Origin of the sequence: Nostoc sp. NMS2 (assembly GCF_017115105.1) — a bacterium.
Classification (GTDB): domain Bacteria; phylum Cyanobacteriota; class Cyanobacteriia; order Cyanobacteriales; family Nostocaceae; genus Nostoc.
Genome location: NZ_JABXKH010000090.1, coordinates 1 through 17399 on the forward strand (window position 1 = coordinate 1; position 17399 = coordinate 17399).

The following is a 17399-nucleotide window of genomic DNA, read 5'->3' on the forward strand; positions in this document are numbered from 1 at the left end:
TGAGCGACTTGTGCCGAGCGAAGCCGAGGTAAGTCGAAGTATTGGGCATTGGGCAAAGGACAAATGACTAATGACTAATGATTAATAAAACATTAAGTGACGCAATATATATGCTATTACAGTAACGGCACAGACTACACTTAATTGCCCGGGTAGTGCAAACCAAGAGTATCTGAGGATTGCTTGCATCAAAGGTAGATTTTCTGTGCCTTTCCACTGAAAAATATAGCTAATAATCAAATAACTAATACCGCATAGATGTAGAGTTAACAAGCCACAGATGCAACTAAAGGCGAGAGTTTCTAGTCGAGGTCTAGCTTTAAAGGCAACTAAGCCACAAATCCAAGCTCCAGGAATAAAGCCTAGTAGATAGCCAAACTGAGACAGCTTAACATAACCAATACCACCTCCATCTGCAAATACAGGTAATAAGGTTAACCCCATCACTAAATAGGCAATTTGCGAGAGCGCACCGGCATTTTTGCCCCCTAAACAACCCACTAACAGGACTGCGCCAATTTGAAAAGTGACACCTAAAGAAAAAGTCTGAATTCCGTGCTTACTCCAATTCCAAGGAAAGGTGATGCCATAAGCTTCTAAAAAGGTACCACCCATTGTCAGGAGTAAGCCAATCATAGACCATAGTAATTGATTGGAAGCAGCAAACATTTATCAGGCAACCAGGAAAAGGCAAAAGTGAAAACCAACAGCAACTAGGATGTTCATTAGTCTTGAAATGAAATTTGTGCTGACACCTCTAAGAATTAGCATATTTTTTTTTGCCTTTTTGGTATATAACTTCTCAGTTCTGCGAATTATGGCTTAGGTGTTTATAGGTGTAATTTTATTGACTGAAGCGTAGTCTGATTCTGGTATTTGACGTAATACGTGGTAAAGTTAGCAAAATTTAGTATTTAAACTAAGTTTTTAGATTCTGCGCCAATTTATGCTACAAATTGCTAAAGATAGTTCCCTAATTCACTTTTTTTAGCGATCGCCCCGCCTACTCTCCATAAAATAGGCAATTTATAGTTTTCCTTCTGCTTTATCTAAATTAGTTCACTATCTAAACTTAGATTGTTTAGTTATGACTTTAAGTCTGCTTAGACCTATAAGCAGCAATAACTTTCATAAGATTCAAAAATTTATTAAGCTTTAAATAATAACACAATTTGTCATTTTTTTATCATTTGACCAAAAAAGTGACGCTATCAATAAAGTTTTGCAAAGATATGTAACGAAATTACTGTGTTAGCTATTTGTAATGTGTAACTAAAGCAGTATAAATTTTGTCAAGTAAAAGTATAAACGAGTGTTTGTTCTTCATCAAAAAAAACAAGCTTTTTTACTTTGTTAACCTATCCTTTACCTTAATCTTCATCCTTTAGGGGTATCCTTAGAGGCGCTCACCTGAAAAGTTACCCAAACATTGATAGCGATGCCCTCACCTCTTAGTGTAATAAAAATTCATCGCCTCACAGCCTCAGTTTCAGTGTTAGCACTGACAATCAGCCTAGCTGCATGTGGCGGACAGCAAAACCCAGATAGTACAGCCACCAAGGAGACACCCTCTGGCACTGCTACAGATACTACTGCCTCCACCAGCACAACCAAATTAGATTTGGGTGGAAATCTCAAGTTAAGTGGGGCTGGTGCGTCTTTCCCAGCACCACTATATGATACATGGTTTACCGATCTAAACAAAAAATATCCAAATCTGCAAGTTGACTATGCTTCAGTTGGTAGCGGTGCTGGAGTTGAGCAATTTATCAAAGGGACTGTAGACTTTGGTGCCAGCGATGTTGCCATGAAGGATGAAGAAATCCAGAAGGTACCAGCAGATAAGGGCGTTATTTTACTGCCTGTAACTGCTGGTAGCATCGTGCTAGCTTACAACTTACCGGATGTTGGAGAACTTAAACTACCACGAGCCGTTTACGCTGATATTTTACTAGGCAAAATAACCTCTTGGGATGATCCCCAAATTGCCAAAGCTAACCCAGGTGCAAAGCTTCCTAAAGAGAAAATCACAGTTGTTTATCGTTCAGATGGTAGCGGAACAACAGGTGTGTTTACAAAACACCTCAGCGCTATTAGCCCGGAGTGGAAGACTAAAGTTGGTGAAGGCAAAACTGTCAACTGGCCTACGGGAGTTGGTGCTAAGGGGAATGAAGGTGTTACCGCCCAAATCCAACAAACACAAGGTTCTATTGGTTATGTCGAGTATGGCTATGCCAAACAAAATAGTCTCAAGTTTGCGGCTTTGGAAAACAAAGGCGGCAAGTTTATTGTACCTAGTGAGGAGTCAGCCTCTAAAACTCTGGCATCAGTAACTCTACCGCCCGATCTCCGCGTCTTCATTTCCGATCCAGAAGGGGCTGATTCATATCCCATCGTCACTTACACCTGGATTTTGGCTTACAAGAAATATCCCAATGCTGCAAAAGCTAAAGCAGTTGAAGCTACGATCGAATACGCTTTAACTGAGGGGCAAAAACAGGCTACGACATTAGGGTATGTTCCTCTACCCCAAAACGTCATTACAAAGGTGGCTGCGGCTGCGGATCAAATTAGTCCAGACTATAAAATCGCTGTTGGTAGTGGTACTAGCGCTAGCAAGTAGCTAAAGTCAAGACATGAAGCATTCCTAGACAATAATTTTTAAGCTGGTTACTAAACTAGTTTTAAAAGACGATGAGGCAACAATTTTGTTTAGATGGTTGCCTCGCATATTTTCCTCTGATTTAATTGTGAAAGTCGGTAGTCATGACTACAAATTCTCAAAACCTTTCATCAGCGACAAAAAATCGCTCTGATGTAGAAAAGTCTCTAGATCGGGGTTTCATTTGGCTTACTAAAATTTTCGCCTTTGGGGTTGCTGCCACTTTATTATGGATCGGCTTCCAGGTTGCAATTGCTTCTGGTCCTGCCATCCAAAAGTTTGGCGCTAGCTTTTTAGCTAACACCACTTGGAACCCAGTTAATGATAGCTACGGGGTGCTACCTCAAATTTATGGAACTCTCTTGAGTTCTTTTATCGGTCTACTGATAGCTGTACCGATTGGAGTTGGTACTGCTATTATCCTGAGCGAGGATTTTTTACCAGCCAAAGTGAAGTTGGTACTAGTTTTTGCAGTAGAACTGCTCGCAGCTATTCCCAGCGTTGTTTACGGCGTTTGGGGTATTTTTGTTTTAGTGCCTATCTTAACTAACTTGGGAAAATGGCTCAATACTTACTTTGGCTGGATACCATTTTTTAGCACCCCCCCTACAGGGCCAGGAATGTTGCCGGCAGGAGTCATATTAGCAATTATGACTTTGCCCATCATCACAGCCTTATCGCGTGATGCCTTGATTTCTATCCCCTCCAGTTTGCGTCAAGCCGCCGTAGGACTAGGAGCAACCCGGTGGGAAACGATTTTGCAAATTTTGATTCCAGCAGCCTTTTCGGGGATAGTTAGTGCTGTGATGTTGGCACTCGGTCGGGCAATGGGAGAAACAATGGCTGTAACAATGTTGATTGGTAATTCCAACAACATTAGTATCTCACTGTTAGCACCAGGCAATACTATTTCTTCTCTACTGGCGAATCAATTTTCCGAAGCTAGTGGTTTACAAGTTTCGGCTTTAATGTACGCTGCTTTAGTTCTATTTTTCTTGACCCTGGTAGTCAATATCATGGCCGAGTTTATTGTTCTGAGAGTCAAGCGACTGTAGCTTAGTTTTGGGTTGAATTATGACTTCTAGTTTTCCAGAGCGCAGTTTAACTCGCGCTCCCATGTCTCAAAGGACACTGTTTAATACTGTAATGACTGTAGTTGCATTTATCTGTGGGGTATTGGCACTTGTGCCTTTGCTAGCAGTGCTTTCTTACGTCATTATTCAAGGCTTTAGCAGTTTGAGTCCCAGCATCTTTTTTGAACTGCCACCCAAAGCTTTACAAAAGGGAGGAGGCTTTGGTAATGCAATCTTGGGTACACTATTAATGGTAGGAATTGCTGCCCTGATTAGTATCCCATTTGGTGTTTTAGCGGCGATTTACATCACAGAATTTAGCTCGGCGCAAGTAGCGAGATGGGTACGTTTTGCAGCTAACGTCTTGAGTGGAGTCCCCTCAATTATTGCTGGGGTATTTGCATACGGGATTGTAGTTCTGACACTGGTAAAGTTAAACTTAGGATCGTATTCTGCTCTAGGTGGAGGGTTTGCACTGGCAATTTTGATGTTGCCAATTATTGTCCGAACCACTGATGAAGCCTTGCAGTTAGTATCGCAAGATTTGCGACAAGCATCTGTAGGGTTAGGAGCAACAAATTTTCAAACAGTGAGTCAAGTAGTTTTGCCAGCAGCTTTACCTGCAATTGTAACTGGGGCAACGCTAGCGATCGCCAGAGCATCTGGAGAAACCGCACCTTTACTATTTACCGCGCTATTTTCCAATTTTTGGCCCGATAGCTTATTCCAACCAACAGCTTCACTTGCTGTTTTGGTTTACAAATACGCTATTTCTCCGTTTAAAAATTGGCAATCACTAGCTTGGGCAGCATCTTTGATTTTGGTATTGATGGTTCTAGTTACAAGTATCATCGCTCGCTGGGCTACTCGCAAAAAAGTCTAGGAAACGTCTTACACATAGCGAATTTGTATCGCTAAAACTAATACTGCACTTAATTTATGGCTACTAATATTAGCACAGTCAACGGTACTGAAACCGTTTTACGCACCGAAAATCTCAACGTTTACTACGGCAAGTTTTTAGCATTGCAGAATATTTGGTTAGATATACCAAAAAATCAGGTTACAGCCTTTATCGGCCCTTCTGGTTGTGGTAAAAGTACGTTGTTGCGATGCTATAACCGCCTTAATGACCTAATTGAGTCATTTAGGGCAGAAGGTAAAATACTTTTTTACGATAAAAACTTGTATGCATCTGACATTGATCCTGTAGAAGTACGTCGGAGAATTGGGATGGTGTTTCAAAGACCAAACCCGTTTCCCAAATCAATTTATGACAATATTGCTTTTGGAGCCAAAATCAATGGCTACAAAGGTAACATGGATGAATTAGTGGAACGGAGTTTGCGACAAGCAGCTTTGTGGGACGAAGTTAAAGATAAGCTGCGACAAAGCGGTTCGTCTTTATCGGGTGGACAACAACAAAGGTTATGTATTGCTCGTGCGATCGCAGTCCAACCTGAAATTATATTAATGGATGAACCTTGCTCCGCTCTCGACCCTATTTCCACCTTGCGGGTTGAAGAACTAATTCACCAGCTGAAAGAGCAATATACCATCGTTATCGTCACCCATAATATGCAGCAAGCAGCGCGGGTTTCTGATAAGACAGCCTTTTTTAATGTCAAAACTACCGAGTCAGGAGGTCGTAACGGCTACATGGTGGAATACGACGCAACAGAACTAATTTTCAACAATCCTCAGCAGCAAGATACTAGAGATTACGTTAGCGGCAGATTTGGATAATATAAATAAATACTGCACATTGTTGATGTTAGAGCAATGAGGGATACTCGGAAATTAAATCTGTGCGAGATTCCTCTGGTTTTTTTATTTATTCGCCAATATTAGCGTAGGCGTAGCCCGCCGCAGGCATCGCTTGATCGATTATGGCTGTTTTCGGTCAAGAAAAGTAATAATTAAGCTGTTTAACACAATATTTGCATTATTAAGTGGGTGTTGTACCCCACCCACTCCAAAACTTTTTAGTGAAAATAGTAGGTGTATTTACACCGTGCTTCACTAGTCGATTTTAGAGTTTTTCCTAAGCGGGCGGCGGGAATCGAACCCGCATTAATAGCTTGGAAGGCTATAGTTTTACCACTAAACTACGCCCGCAAATTTCCAACTTTCTAATAATAACATAGCTTTTGGAAAGATTCAAGCATTTAGTTAGCATTAGCAGACTGGATTTTGATTCGTACAAACAAATTGCTCAAATCTGGTTTTGTGCCATCGTTGTTGTGAGCGGCAAGAAAGTTTTCTGTTTTGAAAACATCATTGAGAACTCGTTCGTATGTGCTTTTTTCACTTTGTAGTGTTGTCGGCTCTATTTCTAGAACTACAGCCTGTTGAAAGTTGCCATTGCGATCAATTATTAAACTAACAAGCATCTGTCCTGGCTTAACTTCGGAATCGCCAGGTAGAAAACTTGAGTCTAATTGTTTTGCCTTGCTTCCCGTGTATGAAGCGATAACGTCGGGTAGAGCATCTTGTCGAAATCCTCTTGTTTGTATAAACTTAATCATTTCATCTTTAAGCAAAGGAGCTACTATTGCTACCGATGCTCCCCCAGTAGGAGTTGGTGGAGTTTCCCTACTAGGAGTTGTTGGAATTTCTCTAGTTGAAGTTGGTGGAGTTTTTCTGTTTTCAGCTTCCGAAACTGGTGGAGTTGATGGAATACCTGTTGGTAGTGCCGTTCCCTTTCCCAGTTTGATTTCTTGACGGCGGTTCCAAGGTAGATTGCCTACAGTTCCAGTAGGTGTCTGTGTAACTATCGGTTTTGGCGTGGCTATCGCTTTCGGTGTAACTATCGGTTTTGGTGTGGCTATCGCTTTCGGCGTAACTGTTGGTTTTGGTGTGGCTATCGCTTTCGGTGTAGATGAAGCAACTCTCTGTTGTCTATTAGGTTGAGAGGGGTAAGTTCGACTCTTTTGCTGGAGATTATCAGCAGAATTTATTGCGCCAAAATCTTGATTTCTGGGCGTAGTTTTTGCTATTTGTGGTGAACGCGCTGGTACAGACTTTTGAGTTAGGGATGCTGGCTTTGGCAAAACTCTTTTGGCTGTTGATTTTGATTTGGGAGTAATGTCTATCAATTCAATGGGAACAGTTGATTGACTTTGCTGAGGAAACCACAGACTAAATACATTAGATGAACGCATCAGCCAGAACGCCAGCAAGTGCAGAGAGACTGAACCGATAACGACAGAAATCCATAAAGCTGGTGGATCAGTGTGTCGCCTCCAGACTTTGGTTGAAATTGGAGTTTTATCTGCAACCGATGGTATCATATTATATAAACTGGATAATATTAGGCACTCTTACTCATTGTTAATGCTTTAAAATACCAGTCTAAATTTTAGCGATTAACCATTACCTCTGGTGTAACAGCAAAAGTCAAAACTGTTTCATCTACTCCTTTAAGTTCTAGCGGACTACCTTTAGTAATTTCTTCTTCCTGCAAATAATCTGCCACGGCAGCAGAAACCAAGATAGTACCGGGAACAGCAGCAGCTTGCAACCTTGCAGCAATATTCACACTTGGGCCAATGGCAGTATAATCAGCCCGTTCAGCGCTACCAAACATCCCTACAACAGCAGTACCTTGGTGGATACCGCACCGGAACTGGACGCTAGTAAGTTTATCGCCATCAAATACACCTTGATCTCGCCAGCGTTGGTTCAAGTCAGCCAGTGAACGGTGCATTGCTCTTGCTGTATTAATGGCACGACGCACCTGTTCGTTGGGGGTTAGTTCTTCCGGCGCTCCGTATAAAGCTAAGATAGCATCTCCCATAAATTTATCTACAGTGCCGCCATTGCTAAACACAACTTTGGTCATGGCTTCTAAATATTCATTTAGCAACTCTGCCACTCGCCGGGATCTAAGAGTATTTGCTAACTGTGTAAAACCCACAATGTCACTAAACAAAACTGTAATTAAACGTGGTTCTGGGCGTAAATCTAACGTCAAATCTCCGGTTGCAGCTTTTTGCACCAATACAGCCGGCAAAAAGCGCTTTAGCACCGATTCTGTTAGATAAGTATTTAACTCCACGATTCGCCGTTCATTTTCCTTCAATGCTAAGAGATTCCGAACTTCCGCCAAAAGTTCCCGATCGTTGAATGGTTTTGCTAAATAAGCATCCGCCCCATATTCTGTACCTTCGATGCGGGTTTCTTCATCAACTTTCGCTGTCAGTAGAATGATGGGCGTTCCTTTCAGCTTTTCCTCTTTGCGGATCATCTGAATCATCTCAAGTCCGCTCACCAAGGGCATCATTAAGTCAGTCACAATCAAGCTGGGTATAATTTCCTTAGCTATACTGTGCCCTTCATAACCGTTACGAGCCGTCTGTACATGATAACCGTTACGGCGGAAAATCTCAGATACATAGGTTCGTAAATCCGGGTTGTCATCTACAACTAAAATTGAGTGCTGAGTCTTAAGTACTGAGTCTTTAGTATCAATATTAGGAGAGGAGTTTATTGTAATATCTTCAATACTGTCTATTGTTGACTGTACCAGTTCTAAATCAGCCAATTCTACGCTAGCGCGGCTTGTGTTCACTTCGGCAGGCGTTTCTAGTATTTGCTGTATGGGTAAATGACTATTTCCATTCACAAGCCATAAACTAAAGGTAGTACCTTGGCCGTAAACTGATTCCACAGTGACTTGGCCACCATGTAATTCTACCAATTCTTTAACTAAAGCTAAACCTAAACCACTACCTTCATAGGAACGGTTTGCTGAACCTTCAGCTTGGCGGAAGCGCTCAAATAGGTGGGGAATTTGTTCTTTAACAATACCAATTCCCGTATCTTGTACTTGCAATATGCAACGATCTTGTTCAGATTTTAGTCTAACACTGATCGTGCCACCTTCGGGGGTAAACTTCATGGCATTTGACAGAAGGTTATAAACCACCTTGTCGAATTTTTCCATGTCCAAGTATACCAGAGAACATTCATCTAACTGGGTGGCGAGATGTAGTCTCTTTTTCTCACAGTAGGGACGAAAAGATTCTACAATTTGGCTGACAAATTCGACTAAATCGCAGGGATGGAAACTAGGCTGCATTCTCCCCGCATCCAGGCGTTGTAAATCCAGGAGTTGATTTACTAGTCGTAGCAAGCGGCGGGAGTTCCGCAGGGCGATCGCACTTTGGGAGTAAGATAATCCTTCGCCAGCCGCTACCGCCGACTCTAAAGGCCCTTGAATCAAGGTGATAGGTGTGCGAAACTCATGGGAAATATTTTGGAAAAATTCAGTTTTTTGTTTATCTAACTCCAGTAAGCGTTCAGCTTGTTGGCGAGTTTTTTGATACAAGTGTGACTGCTGCACAGCGATCGCTGCTTGAGCAGCTACTGCTTTCGCCAAATCGATATCAGATGGCAGCCATTGGCGGACTTTTTTACCTTCATGTAACGTAATACTACCAATACATTTACCATCAGCCAATAATGGTACAAACATTAGCGATCGCGCTGGCATTTTTAATGGCAAATTAAAACCCTGTATATCTGAGGGAGAATGGCTCACATTCCCAATTACCACAGGTTCATGTGTCTGTAGCATTTGTTGGAGGATGGGATTCTCTTGTATAGATGATTGAGAATAGGGTAATCTCTGGGCTGATAGGTGGTTATTGTCTGGGGCTGGTGATGCCTGGGTTGGGCTGTGCCTACGTAAATTTTCCAGATGTTGAAAACTGTCATACAAGGCAACACACTCGACAAACTCATCTTCTTCTGTCCACAAAGACAGGACGCAACCATCGACTTGTAAGGCTTGTCCCAGTTGTTGAGTAATAGCCGCAAAGATATCTTGGGGATCTAGACTAGAGCGAATCGCGCTAGTAATCGTATTAATTAAACTCTCTCGCTTGGCAAGGGCACGTACTTGTTCGTAAGCATAAGCTTGAGACAAAGCTAAGGCTGCCTGATCCACTACCATCAACACTAGCTGCACCTCATCCTCTCCCCAAAAGCGGGGCACAGAACACTGGTGCAGTGCCAGTACTGCCATCAGTTCTTGTTGGCAGATCAATGGCACAACTAAACTAGAACAAATATTAGCGGCAACAAAAGCTTCACCACGTTCGCGCAGTTCGGGAGTATTACCGTGAATGCGTTCATCATCGGTTACATCGTGAATCACCTGGACTTCGCGGGTTTCCCACACCGTCTGAGCCAAAACAGTTAGAGGAGAAACCAGAGGATGGGGAGAAGAAGGAATCGGGGGAACAGGAGAAAGACTTTCTGTAACTTCTCCCCTGCTCCCCTGCTCCCCTGCTTCTTCAGAAAGAGCTTTCTGATAAATGAATCCTTTATCCGTCAACTGCTCATCTTGGAAAGGACGCAACAGACACACATCCACCTCCAACATGTGGCCCACCGTATCTACAATTGCCTGCAAAATTTGTCTGTAGTCTAAAGCACTACGAATCGTATTTGTGACAGTATTCAGCAGCGATTCTTGTCGGAGTGTGCGTGTAAGTTCGCGGGTGCGGGCTTTGAGGACATTGTGAGTATCCAAAGCTTGGCGTACCACAGCTTTAAGTTCCTCAGCTTCCCACGGTTTGGTGACATATTTAAAGACCTTACCAGCGTTGATTGCTTCCACCAAGTCTTCAACATCGGTGTAGCCAGTTAAAATAATCCTGATAATATCTGGATATTGAGTTGCTGTCAGGCTCAAAAATTCTGTACCGCTCATCATCGGCATTCGCTGATCGGAGATGATCACCGCCACTTCTCCCTCTTGAGCCAGCAGATCGAGGGCCGCAGGGCCAGAGGTTGCCCTTAGCACCTTATAGTCACGATAGAAGGTGCGGTAAAGCAAGTCAAGGTTGTCTGGCTCATCATCGACAACCAAAATTTTAGGCTTACTGTTTGCTTGGGATTTCATGCACCGCTTTCCTGCTGCAACGGCAGTCGGATAAAGAATAATCTGATCAGGGAAGGATTTTTCTGAGTCAGGTAAGAGCAGAGCATTTCCACCAATAGGGCTGCTTGGCTACATGACTGCTGAGTGTAGGAGCGTTTACTCACGGTAATTCGTTTCAATGGCTTATACCTATTACCGTTTGCTTTAGTGCAGTGTAATTGCTTTCATAGTCAGTTATAAGGTTATAGAGTCGATCCTTGCTAGCCAAATCTTCTTTCACCTCCTGCAAGCAATGTCTAATACTAGATACAGCACTCATAACTAGCTGAAAAATCCAGATGAAGCTGCATATTAAGTTTTCCCTCTGCAGCAGTTGTACTAACACTTGCACGTAAATTTTATTTATGGTAGTCATGGTAGAGTCAGCAAAACTAAAACAATAAGATTTAAAGCCAAAGTATACTATTAGACAAATACCTCTTTTTAATTTAGCAATCAGAACTATCATTAAGACAAGTGGTATTGGTAAAGAAGTTAGGGATAGGAATCTGCAAGATTCCTGCCTAGCATCTGTACAGCCTGTTTCTATTATTCAGCAGCAAAGTCTTGTTAGTGTAGCTTCAATTGCATAAATAAGTTCAGTACTACACCTAAAGGTGGTTGGCAACTAAAGTTTTTTGTTAGTGTACTTACTTAACAATTTTGTAGGTAATGCCTACAGGTAGGTTATGCTATCTATCTACCCATTCACCAAAACCTGTACGACTTTACAGATGTTTTTGTGGTAAACAGACTGATATACTCCCTATCTCAAGCAAGGAATGCATCTAATCCTACTGAACTTAAGATTGTAGCTTTATGAAGCTGTAACTTCTAAGACTCTTTCAAAAAGACAGGCTATAAAGCCCCAAACTAAAGTGTAAAACTTTGTATGCTTATAAGCAAAAGCGAATGAGCAATCTGAGGTCAGTTGAGTCTCCTGGGAATATATAAAGTTTTTATGCCGTTTAAAGGGTGTTTGAGGATATTTGAGAAAATTTTCGTTGAATAAAATCAATACTAAGCTAGCCTTGAAATATCGGTCTTTTCATCCATACCAGCAACAGCCAATCGATCCAGCTTGCTGCGAATTTAAAATTCGTACAGCTACACCTACCGATTTGATCGGTGTTTCCCAAATTATTGCTGAAAGCTTTCACTCCCAAAAAGGGATGTGGGGGTGGGCTTTTCCATTACTACGTCTGGGTATTTACGAAGACTTAAGGCATCGGATGGCATCACCTCCACCCCGTCATGTTTGTTTAGTCGCCTTGGAAGCTACTAGCGATACGGCTAATAACTTAGTAGGAAGTGTGGAACTGGGTGTACGTTACAGTGATTCGTGGGGTAAGGCTGGCATGGGTTTTCCTTACTTATCTAATTTAGCGGTTCACCCCAAATACCGTAGGCATGGCGTGGCTTCAGGGTTATTGACTAGCTGTGAAAAAGTTTCCCGCGAATGGGGATTTCAAGATTTATATCTTCACGTTTTGGAAAATAACCATCAGGCAAGGCAACTTTATTTCAAGGTGGGATATCGGGTACATAAAGTCGAATCGAATTGGAATACATTTTTATTAGGACGGTCAAGCCAAATGTTATTGCACAAGCATCTGAAGAGCTAATTTCAGTGTCTGAATTTTTGTAAATTTTTATTTTATAATTAGTTTAGAGAAAATTTATCACTAATATTGGCAACCAAGGCAGAAACTAACCTAATTAAAAAACTAGCCAAGGTTAGCTAAATGGCTTGATATGTATAGCTTTAGATAATTAGTTTAAGTAGATTTTATTGAGATTTTTCATGGATATTTTTATTATTTATATTAATAAAAATGTAAAAAAACTTGCCTGAAATAATTATGTGTTATATTTTATCTTTTTCAACTTGTCGTTAAACAACAAAGATTTTAGAGTACTTTATATACATATAAATAAATGAATTACAATAGAATCTAACTGTACAATTAGCTTATTAAATAAGCGATCCCTCATAATAACTTTGTAATTCAGATATTTATCTTTATAAAAACTTTAATAAAACACTCTCTGATTTTGGGGACAAATCTGGTTATATCTCATAAAATATGATCACTCAATTACTAAACAATGCGTATTTATTACTATCTTAGTAAAATTGACCAAAAGACTCTTGATAATAAAAGAATTCAAAAATCTGATTTAACATCAAAGCTAGTTATTTTTTGAAGTGCATACTACTACCAAATTCGTTGAAAGTTTAAAAAACATGGATAGCGAACAGCATCGACGCTATCAAGTCTCTATGGTATCAACTTATTACCCTAAAACTAGTTTCCTTGACTCTGTTGTCATGCAAGATGGAACTGAGCAATCGCAAGGCTCGGATATCCTTACACGTTTACACAGTGGAGAAGTTTTCATCGTCAATAGTCGTAGGCGGAATGGATTAATCCTCTTTAAACGCTACCATGCAGAGTTTGCTGGGCCTGGGGCTGCTGTGGGTGGGGATTATGACTGTGATTGCCAAAGGGCACTACCCATAGGTAATCTGTCTTTATTAACTCCCGAATCTAATGAAGAACGCCAGAAGGCTTACTTGATTAGGCGACAGTGGATTAGATTAATCAAACAAATTACAGAAAACCCAGTACCTGGGCAGCGAGTTCAGAAAATTCTGGATCAATTTGAACAATACTTTCCACCAGAAATAGTGGCTCTTTTGCCGGATGTTGCTTTTGCTCTTTTGGTAGGTGTGCTGCCACAAACGGTAGGAGTAGTACGTCGTTTGGGCAGTGAGATGGATAGCCGATTTAATTATTGAGTGAGTTGCTAAAATTCCAAATCGGCTATTGCTGCTTGGACTCTAGTAACTGTGCGGGCGTTTTCCTCTATTGTCCCGACAGTAATTCGCAATCCTCCGCTAATGTGTCGTACAAGAGTGCCGAGTTTTCTAAGTCTCTGGTGGAAAGTTTTTAGTGCAGCATCTTGTGAATAATTTTGTGAATTAAAGCCATTTGGTTTAAGGCGTAGGTAAATAAAATTAGCAGAGCTTGTGGTAATTTGTAGTTCTGGTTGCTGGGATAAAATTTCGATGAGTTTGGATCGTTCACTCAAGGTTTGGGGAATTGACTCCAGCAAGAGGGTGCGGTTTTGTAAAGCAACTAATGCTGCTGCTATGGAAAAGCTGGGGAGATTGTAAGGTAAGCGAACTTTTTCTAAAATGGCGATCGCTTCGGGATGAGCGACGCAATAACCAACACGGAGAGATGCCAATCGGAAAGCTTTAGAAAAAGTGCGTAATATTACCCAGTTGGGGCGCTGCGCTAATTCACCTACTAGGGTAGTTTGACTGAATTCAAAGTAAGCTTCATCAATTACTACCAAAATATGTTCTGGCAAACTTCTTAACCATGCCAACTCTGCCGCCGTTAAGCTATTGGCAGTCGGCGAATTGGGATGTACTACGAAAACTACGCGAATGGGGGGATTTTGAGTTTGTTCGATCGCAGACTGTGCGGCGTTTATGTCAATTTCAAAATTTGTTTCATTTCTACCCACCGTCACTACAGGAATTCCCAAAGTTTGGGCCAAAATTCCGTACATGGAGAAAGTAGGATTGGCAACGAGAATTGAACCTTCTCTTCCTAGACAGGTGGCGATTAATAAAGAGCGGATTAGTTCATCAGAACCATTGCCAACAGAAATATTGGCAGCAGTATTGGATAGCGGGAGAGCGGCTGATTCATTGACGTATTCTGCGATCGCATCCTTAAGTGTTTCGTGTCCGCCATCAGGATAACGATTTGTTTCAATTACTTGCTGATATGTCCAGGCTAGCTTCTCTTTTAACTCAAGTGGTAAATCGTAGGGGCTTTCATTGGTATCCAGGCGATCGAACTGTGTGGGGACAGAATCGGCTGTATCGCTACTGGGGTGAGGTTTATACGCGGTAAATTGGGCTAAATCTGACCGGATGAAGGGAAGCATAATTTTAGTCATTAGTCATTGGTCATTAGTCATTAGTCATTAGTAACTAAACAAAGGAGAAATGACTAAGGACATTAGTTAGAGTCTAATATTTTACAACTTCAAGGTAGTTGGCAAAAGAGGCGAATTGCCTGCCAAATTTTTTCCATAACATCACCCAAGGCGTGATCGCTGTCGAGTTCGACTAACTCCACCCAAGAACGGCAACGCGCAAAGTCACGACTAGCCTCAATGGGAATAACTTCATCCTTTTTTCCATGCAAGATTAGGGTAGGGATAGAACGTTGCAAAAATTTTTCTTGGTATTGGGCAGCATCTGTAACGAAATCGTAACTTAAAGGAATTGATTGCTCCTCCCCATAGTGGTAGACCATGATATATTTTTCTTGCTGCCAACGCTGTACTTTTTCATCGCCTAGTTTGGGCAACCAATGGGATAAAAATCCAAAAGCTGGTGCTAATAGCACAAGGCGTTCTACTTGTAAATATCGCTGTCCCAAGTGTGCGGCGGTCAAACCACCTAAACTTGAGCCAATCAGGGTTACTGGTGTAGAATCATTGCTGAATTCTGCGGCAACTTGAGCGATTTGACGAGTGATTGTCAACTGTGAAAAATCGCCAGCATTGAGATCGGGGATTTTGAGCTTCGTTTGAATTTTGGCAAAGCGATCGCCTATATCCCGCGCTTTGGTAGAATTAGCACTGGAAGCGAAACCATGCAAGTAAATATATTGAGTAGGCATTCAATTTTTCCCATTAGGATCGTCCTTAGTCATTAGTCTTAGACAAAAGACAAATGACTAAGGACAAATGACATGCTTACCGCATTGTGACAAATTCTTCGGCTGAAGAGGGATGGATACCAACAGTGGCATCAAAGTCTTTTTTAGTTGCGCCCATCTTTACAGCGATCGCTACACCTTGGATGATCTCAGCTGAACTATCGCCCACCATGTGAGCGCCTAGCACTTTGTCAGTGTTGCTATCAACTACCAACTTCATCATTGTTTTTTCTTGCTTACCAGTCAAAACATAGTACATGGAGCGGAAGCGAGTGTGATAAATTGTTACACCATCACCGAGTTTTTCGCGTGCTTCGGCTTCTGTCAAGCCTACTGTTGCGGCTTCTGGGTTAGAAAATATGGCTGTGGGAACAGTTTGGTGACTGAATTCGCGGCGATTATTGCCGAATTCACTATCTGCAAAGGCGCGACCTTCGCCAATGGCGACAGGAGTTAAATTGATTCGGTCTGTGACATCGCCAACGGCAAAGATATTGGGTTGATTCGTTTGACTAAATTCATTGACTGCGATCGCATTTGTGGTAGCGTATCCAGGCCCTTCCATAGAAGTAGCGACAACATCAACCCCAGCATTTTCTAAACCTAGTCCATCTATGTTGGGAGTTCGACCAGTCGCCACTAAAAACACGTCGGCAATTAATGGTTCTTGGTCTTCCCCTGATAAAGTTAGTTTAAAACCTTCCGGCACGGGTTCAATTGTTTTTACCACATTATTCTTAATCAGTCGAATTCCGTGGTTTGTCATCCCCTCTTCAATTTCTGTGCGAATGTCCTCATCAAACCCCTTCAAAATCTTTTCACCTCTGGTAATTTGCGTCACCTCAGAACCCAAACCACGCATGATACAGGCAAATTCTGTGCCAATATAACCAGCACCAAGAATGACGATGTGTTTTGGTTGCTCTTTTAGATGAAAGATTTCGTTAGAGGTAATACCATATTCCATTCCTGGTAAATCTGGTTTGATAGGACGACCGCCGACAGCAATTAAAATTTTATCTGCTGTCACTTTGCGGCCATCAACTTCTATGGTGTGAGAGTCTAGGAATCTGGCGCTACCGGAAATTAGTTCTACTCCGGCTTTTTCTAAGAAGTTTATGTGTAGTTGCGATAGTCGCCGAACTTCCTTATCTATAGATGTAATGAAATATTCCCAGTCCAACTCAGCATTACCGACTTTCCAGCCATAGCCTGAAGCTTCACTGAATAGTGCGGGAAAGTGAGAACCATAGACCATGAGTTTTTTGGGAACGCAACCGCGAATCACACAAGTACCACCAACTAAATCATATTCAGCGATCGCCACTTTTGCCCCATAGCTAGCCGCCCGTTTGGAAGCCGCCAAGCCTCCAGAACCCGCACCAATTACAAATAGGTCGTAATCAAAAGTCATAAATTTATGTTCTCTCTAGCAAAAAGTTAGTTCCTGGGAACTGAGACAATGTCATTGAACTATATAAGGATATCCGGTGAACCCTGTTTAAGTCCTGTCCTAGATTTAATCTAGCGTTAGCAGATGTTCTCTGGCCGTAGGGGATATCACTTTTTGCTTTGGTTGCTGTAGAGGCAGTCACTAAAATTGTTTGTCATAGTTCTGTCTCAGGTGTCAATCATAAGTCTGTGCTACTGCATTGGAGCAGCTAAGTCGCGCTAAGTCCTACAGGACTTACGCAAAATTATGATAAAAATAACCGCGATCGCCGTTCCCAGAGAGTCTTATACTCCCATTAGCAGTTTTGTTTTATGTGCTTGGAGAGCCAGTTGGAGTTACGGGTGTTGTCTCAGTTGGGGTTGGAGTTACAGGCGTTGTCTGAGTTGGAGTTACGGGTGTTGTCTCAGTTGGAGTTGGAGTTACGGGTGTTGTCTGAGTTGGAGTTGGGGTTACAGGCGTTGTCTGAGTTGGAGTTACGGGTGTTGTCTCAGTTGGGGTTGGGGTTACAGGCGTTGTCTGAGTTGGAGTT

At 41.9% G+C, this 17399-nt stretch carries 14 protein-coding genes and 1 tRNA gene; 7 read left to right on the forward strand and 8 right to left on the reverse strand.

Annotated elements, in window-relative coordinates; translation table 11 throughout:
* Window positions 1-81: 81 nt before the first annotated feature.
* Complete coding sequence (locus HWQ36_RS16505; protein ID WP_012407649.1) at window positions 82-669, reverse strand: biotin transporter BioY; 588 nt, start codon at window positions 667-669, stop codon at window positions 82-84.
* 769 nt (window positions 670-1438) lie between these two features.
* Here HWQ36_RS16505 and pstS point away from each other — a divergent pair.
* From pstS to pstB, 4 genes are all read left to right on the forward strand, one after another.
* Window positions 1439-2623, forward strand: a complete 1185-nt coding sequence (pstS, locus tag HWQ36_RS16510) for a phosphate ABC transporter substrate-binding protein PstS (RefSeq protein WP_292704769.1) — start codon at window positions 1439-1441, stop codon at window positions 2621-2623.
* A gap of 143 nt (window positions 2624-2766) precedes the next feature.
* Entirely contained in the window at window positions 2767-3717 is a 951-nt protein-coding gene (gene pstC, locus HWQ36_RS16515) for a phosphate ABC transporter permease subunit PstC (protein WP_292704771.1), read from the forward strand.
* A gap of 19 nt (window positions 3718-3736) precedes the next feature.
* Window positions 3737-4618 carry a phosphate ABC transporter permease PstA gene (pstA, locus tag HWQ36_RS16520; RefSeq protein ID WP_292704773.1) on the forward strand — a complete coding sequence of 294 codons (882 nt, stop codon included), beginning with the start codon at window positions 3737-3739 and terminating at the stop codon, window positions 4616-4618.
* Window positions 4619-4674: 56 nt separating this feature from the next.
* Window positions 4675-5481 carry a phosphate ABC transporter ATP-binding protein PstB gene (pstB, locus tag HWQ36_RS16525; protein ID WP_174710151.1) on the forward strand — a complete coding sequence of 269 codons (807 nt, stop codon included), beginning with the start codon at window positions 4675-4677 and terminating at the stop codon, window positions 5479-5481.
* A gap of 301 nt (window positions 5482-5782) precedes the next feature.
* Here the strand turns inward: pstB and HWQ36_RS16530 are convergent.
* From HWQ36_RS16530 to HWQ36_RS16545, 4 genes are all read right to left on the reverse strand, one after another.
* Window positions 5783-5853 (reverse strand) — tRNA-Gly (locus HWQ36_RS16530).
* 50 nt (window positions 5854-5903) lie between these two features.
* Window positions 5904-7028: a hypothetical protein gene (locus HWQ36_RS16535; protein ID WP_292704776.1), complete on the reverse strand. Its 1125-nt coding sequence runs from the start codon at window positions 7026-7028 to the stop codon at window positions 5904-5906.
* A 68-nt stretch (window positions 7029-7096) separates the two neighbouring features.
* Entirely contained in the window at window positions 7097-10648 is a 3552-nt protein-coding gene (locus tag HWQ36_RS16540; RefSeq protein ID WP_292704778.1) for a response regulator, read from the reverse strand.
* A complete protein-coding gene (locus HWQ36_RS16545; protein WP_292704780.1) occupies window positions 10645-10806 on the reverse strand; it encodes a hypothetical protein in 162 nt (53 codons plus the stop codon). Before HWQ36_RS16545 ends, HWQ36_RS16540 begins: the two co-directional genes overlap by 4 nt.
* 864 nt (window positions 10807-11670) lie before the next feature.
* Between HWQ36_RS16545 and HWQ36_RS16550 the strand changes: the two genes are divergently transcribed.
* Both HWQ36_RS16550 and HWQ36_RS16555 read left to right on the forward strand, forming a co-directional pair.
* Complete coding sequence (locus HWQ36_RS16550; protein ID WP_292704782.1) at window positions 11671-12291, forward strand: GNAT family N-acetyltransferase; 621 nt, start codon at window positions 11671-11673, stop codon at window positions 12289-12291.
* Between the two features lie 623 nt (window positions 12292-12914).
* Window positions 12915-13469 (forward strand): hypothetical protein, encoded by a 555-nt coding sequence (locus HWQ36_RS16555; protein WP_292704784.1) that lies wholly within the window; start codon window positions 12915-12917, stop codon window positions 13467-13469.
* Window positions 13470-13477: 8 nt separating this feature from the next.
* Here the strand turns inward: HWQ36_RS16555 and HWQ36_RS16560 are convergent, their stop codons facing one another.
* From HWQ36_RS16560 to gor, 3 genes are all read right to left on the reverse strand, one after another.
* Window positions 13478-14635, reverse strand: a complete 1158-nt coding sequence (locus tag HWQ36_RS16560) for a histidinol-phosphate transaminase (RefSeq protein ID WP_292704865.1) — start codon at window positions 14633-14635, stop codon at window positions 13478-13480.
* A gap of 101 nt (window positions 14636-14736) precedes the next feature.
* Window positions 14737-15378, reverse strand: coding sequence for a YqiA/YcfP family alpha/beta fold hydrolase (locus HWQ36_RS16565; RefSeq protein ID WP_292704786.1), 642 nt, complete (start codon window positions 15376-15378; stop codon window positions 14737-14739).
* Between the two features lie 76 nt (window positions 15379-15454).
* Window positions 15455-16831, reverse strand: a complete 1377-nt coding sequence (gene gor / locus HWQ36_RS16570; RefSeq protein WP_292704788.1) for a glutathione-disulfide reductase — start codon at window positions 16829-16831, stop codon at window positions 15455-15457.
* Between the two features lie 350 nt (window positions 16832-17181).
* Here gor and HWQ36_RS16575 point away from each other — a divergent pair.
* On the forward strand, window positions 17182-17399 hold a 218-nt coding region (locus tag HWQ36_RS16575; RefSeq protein WP_292704789.1), incomplete at its 3' end, for a hypothetical protein.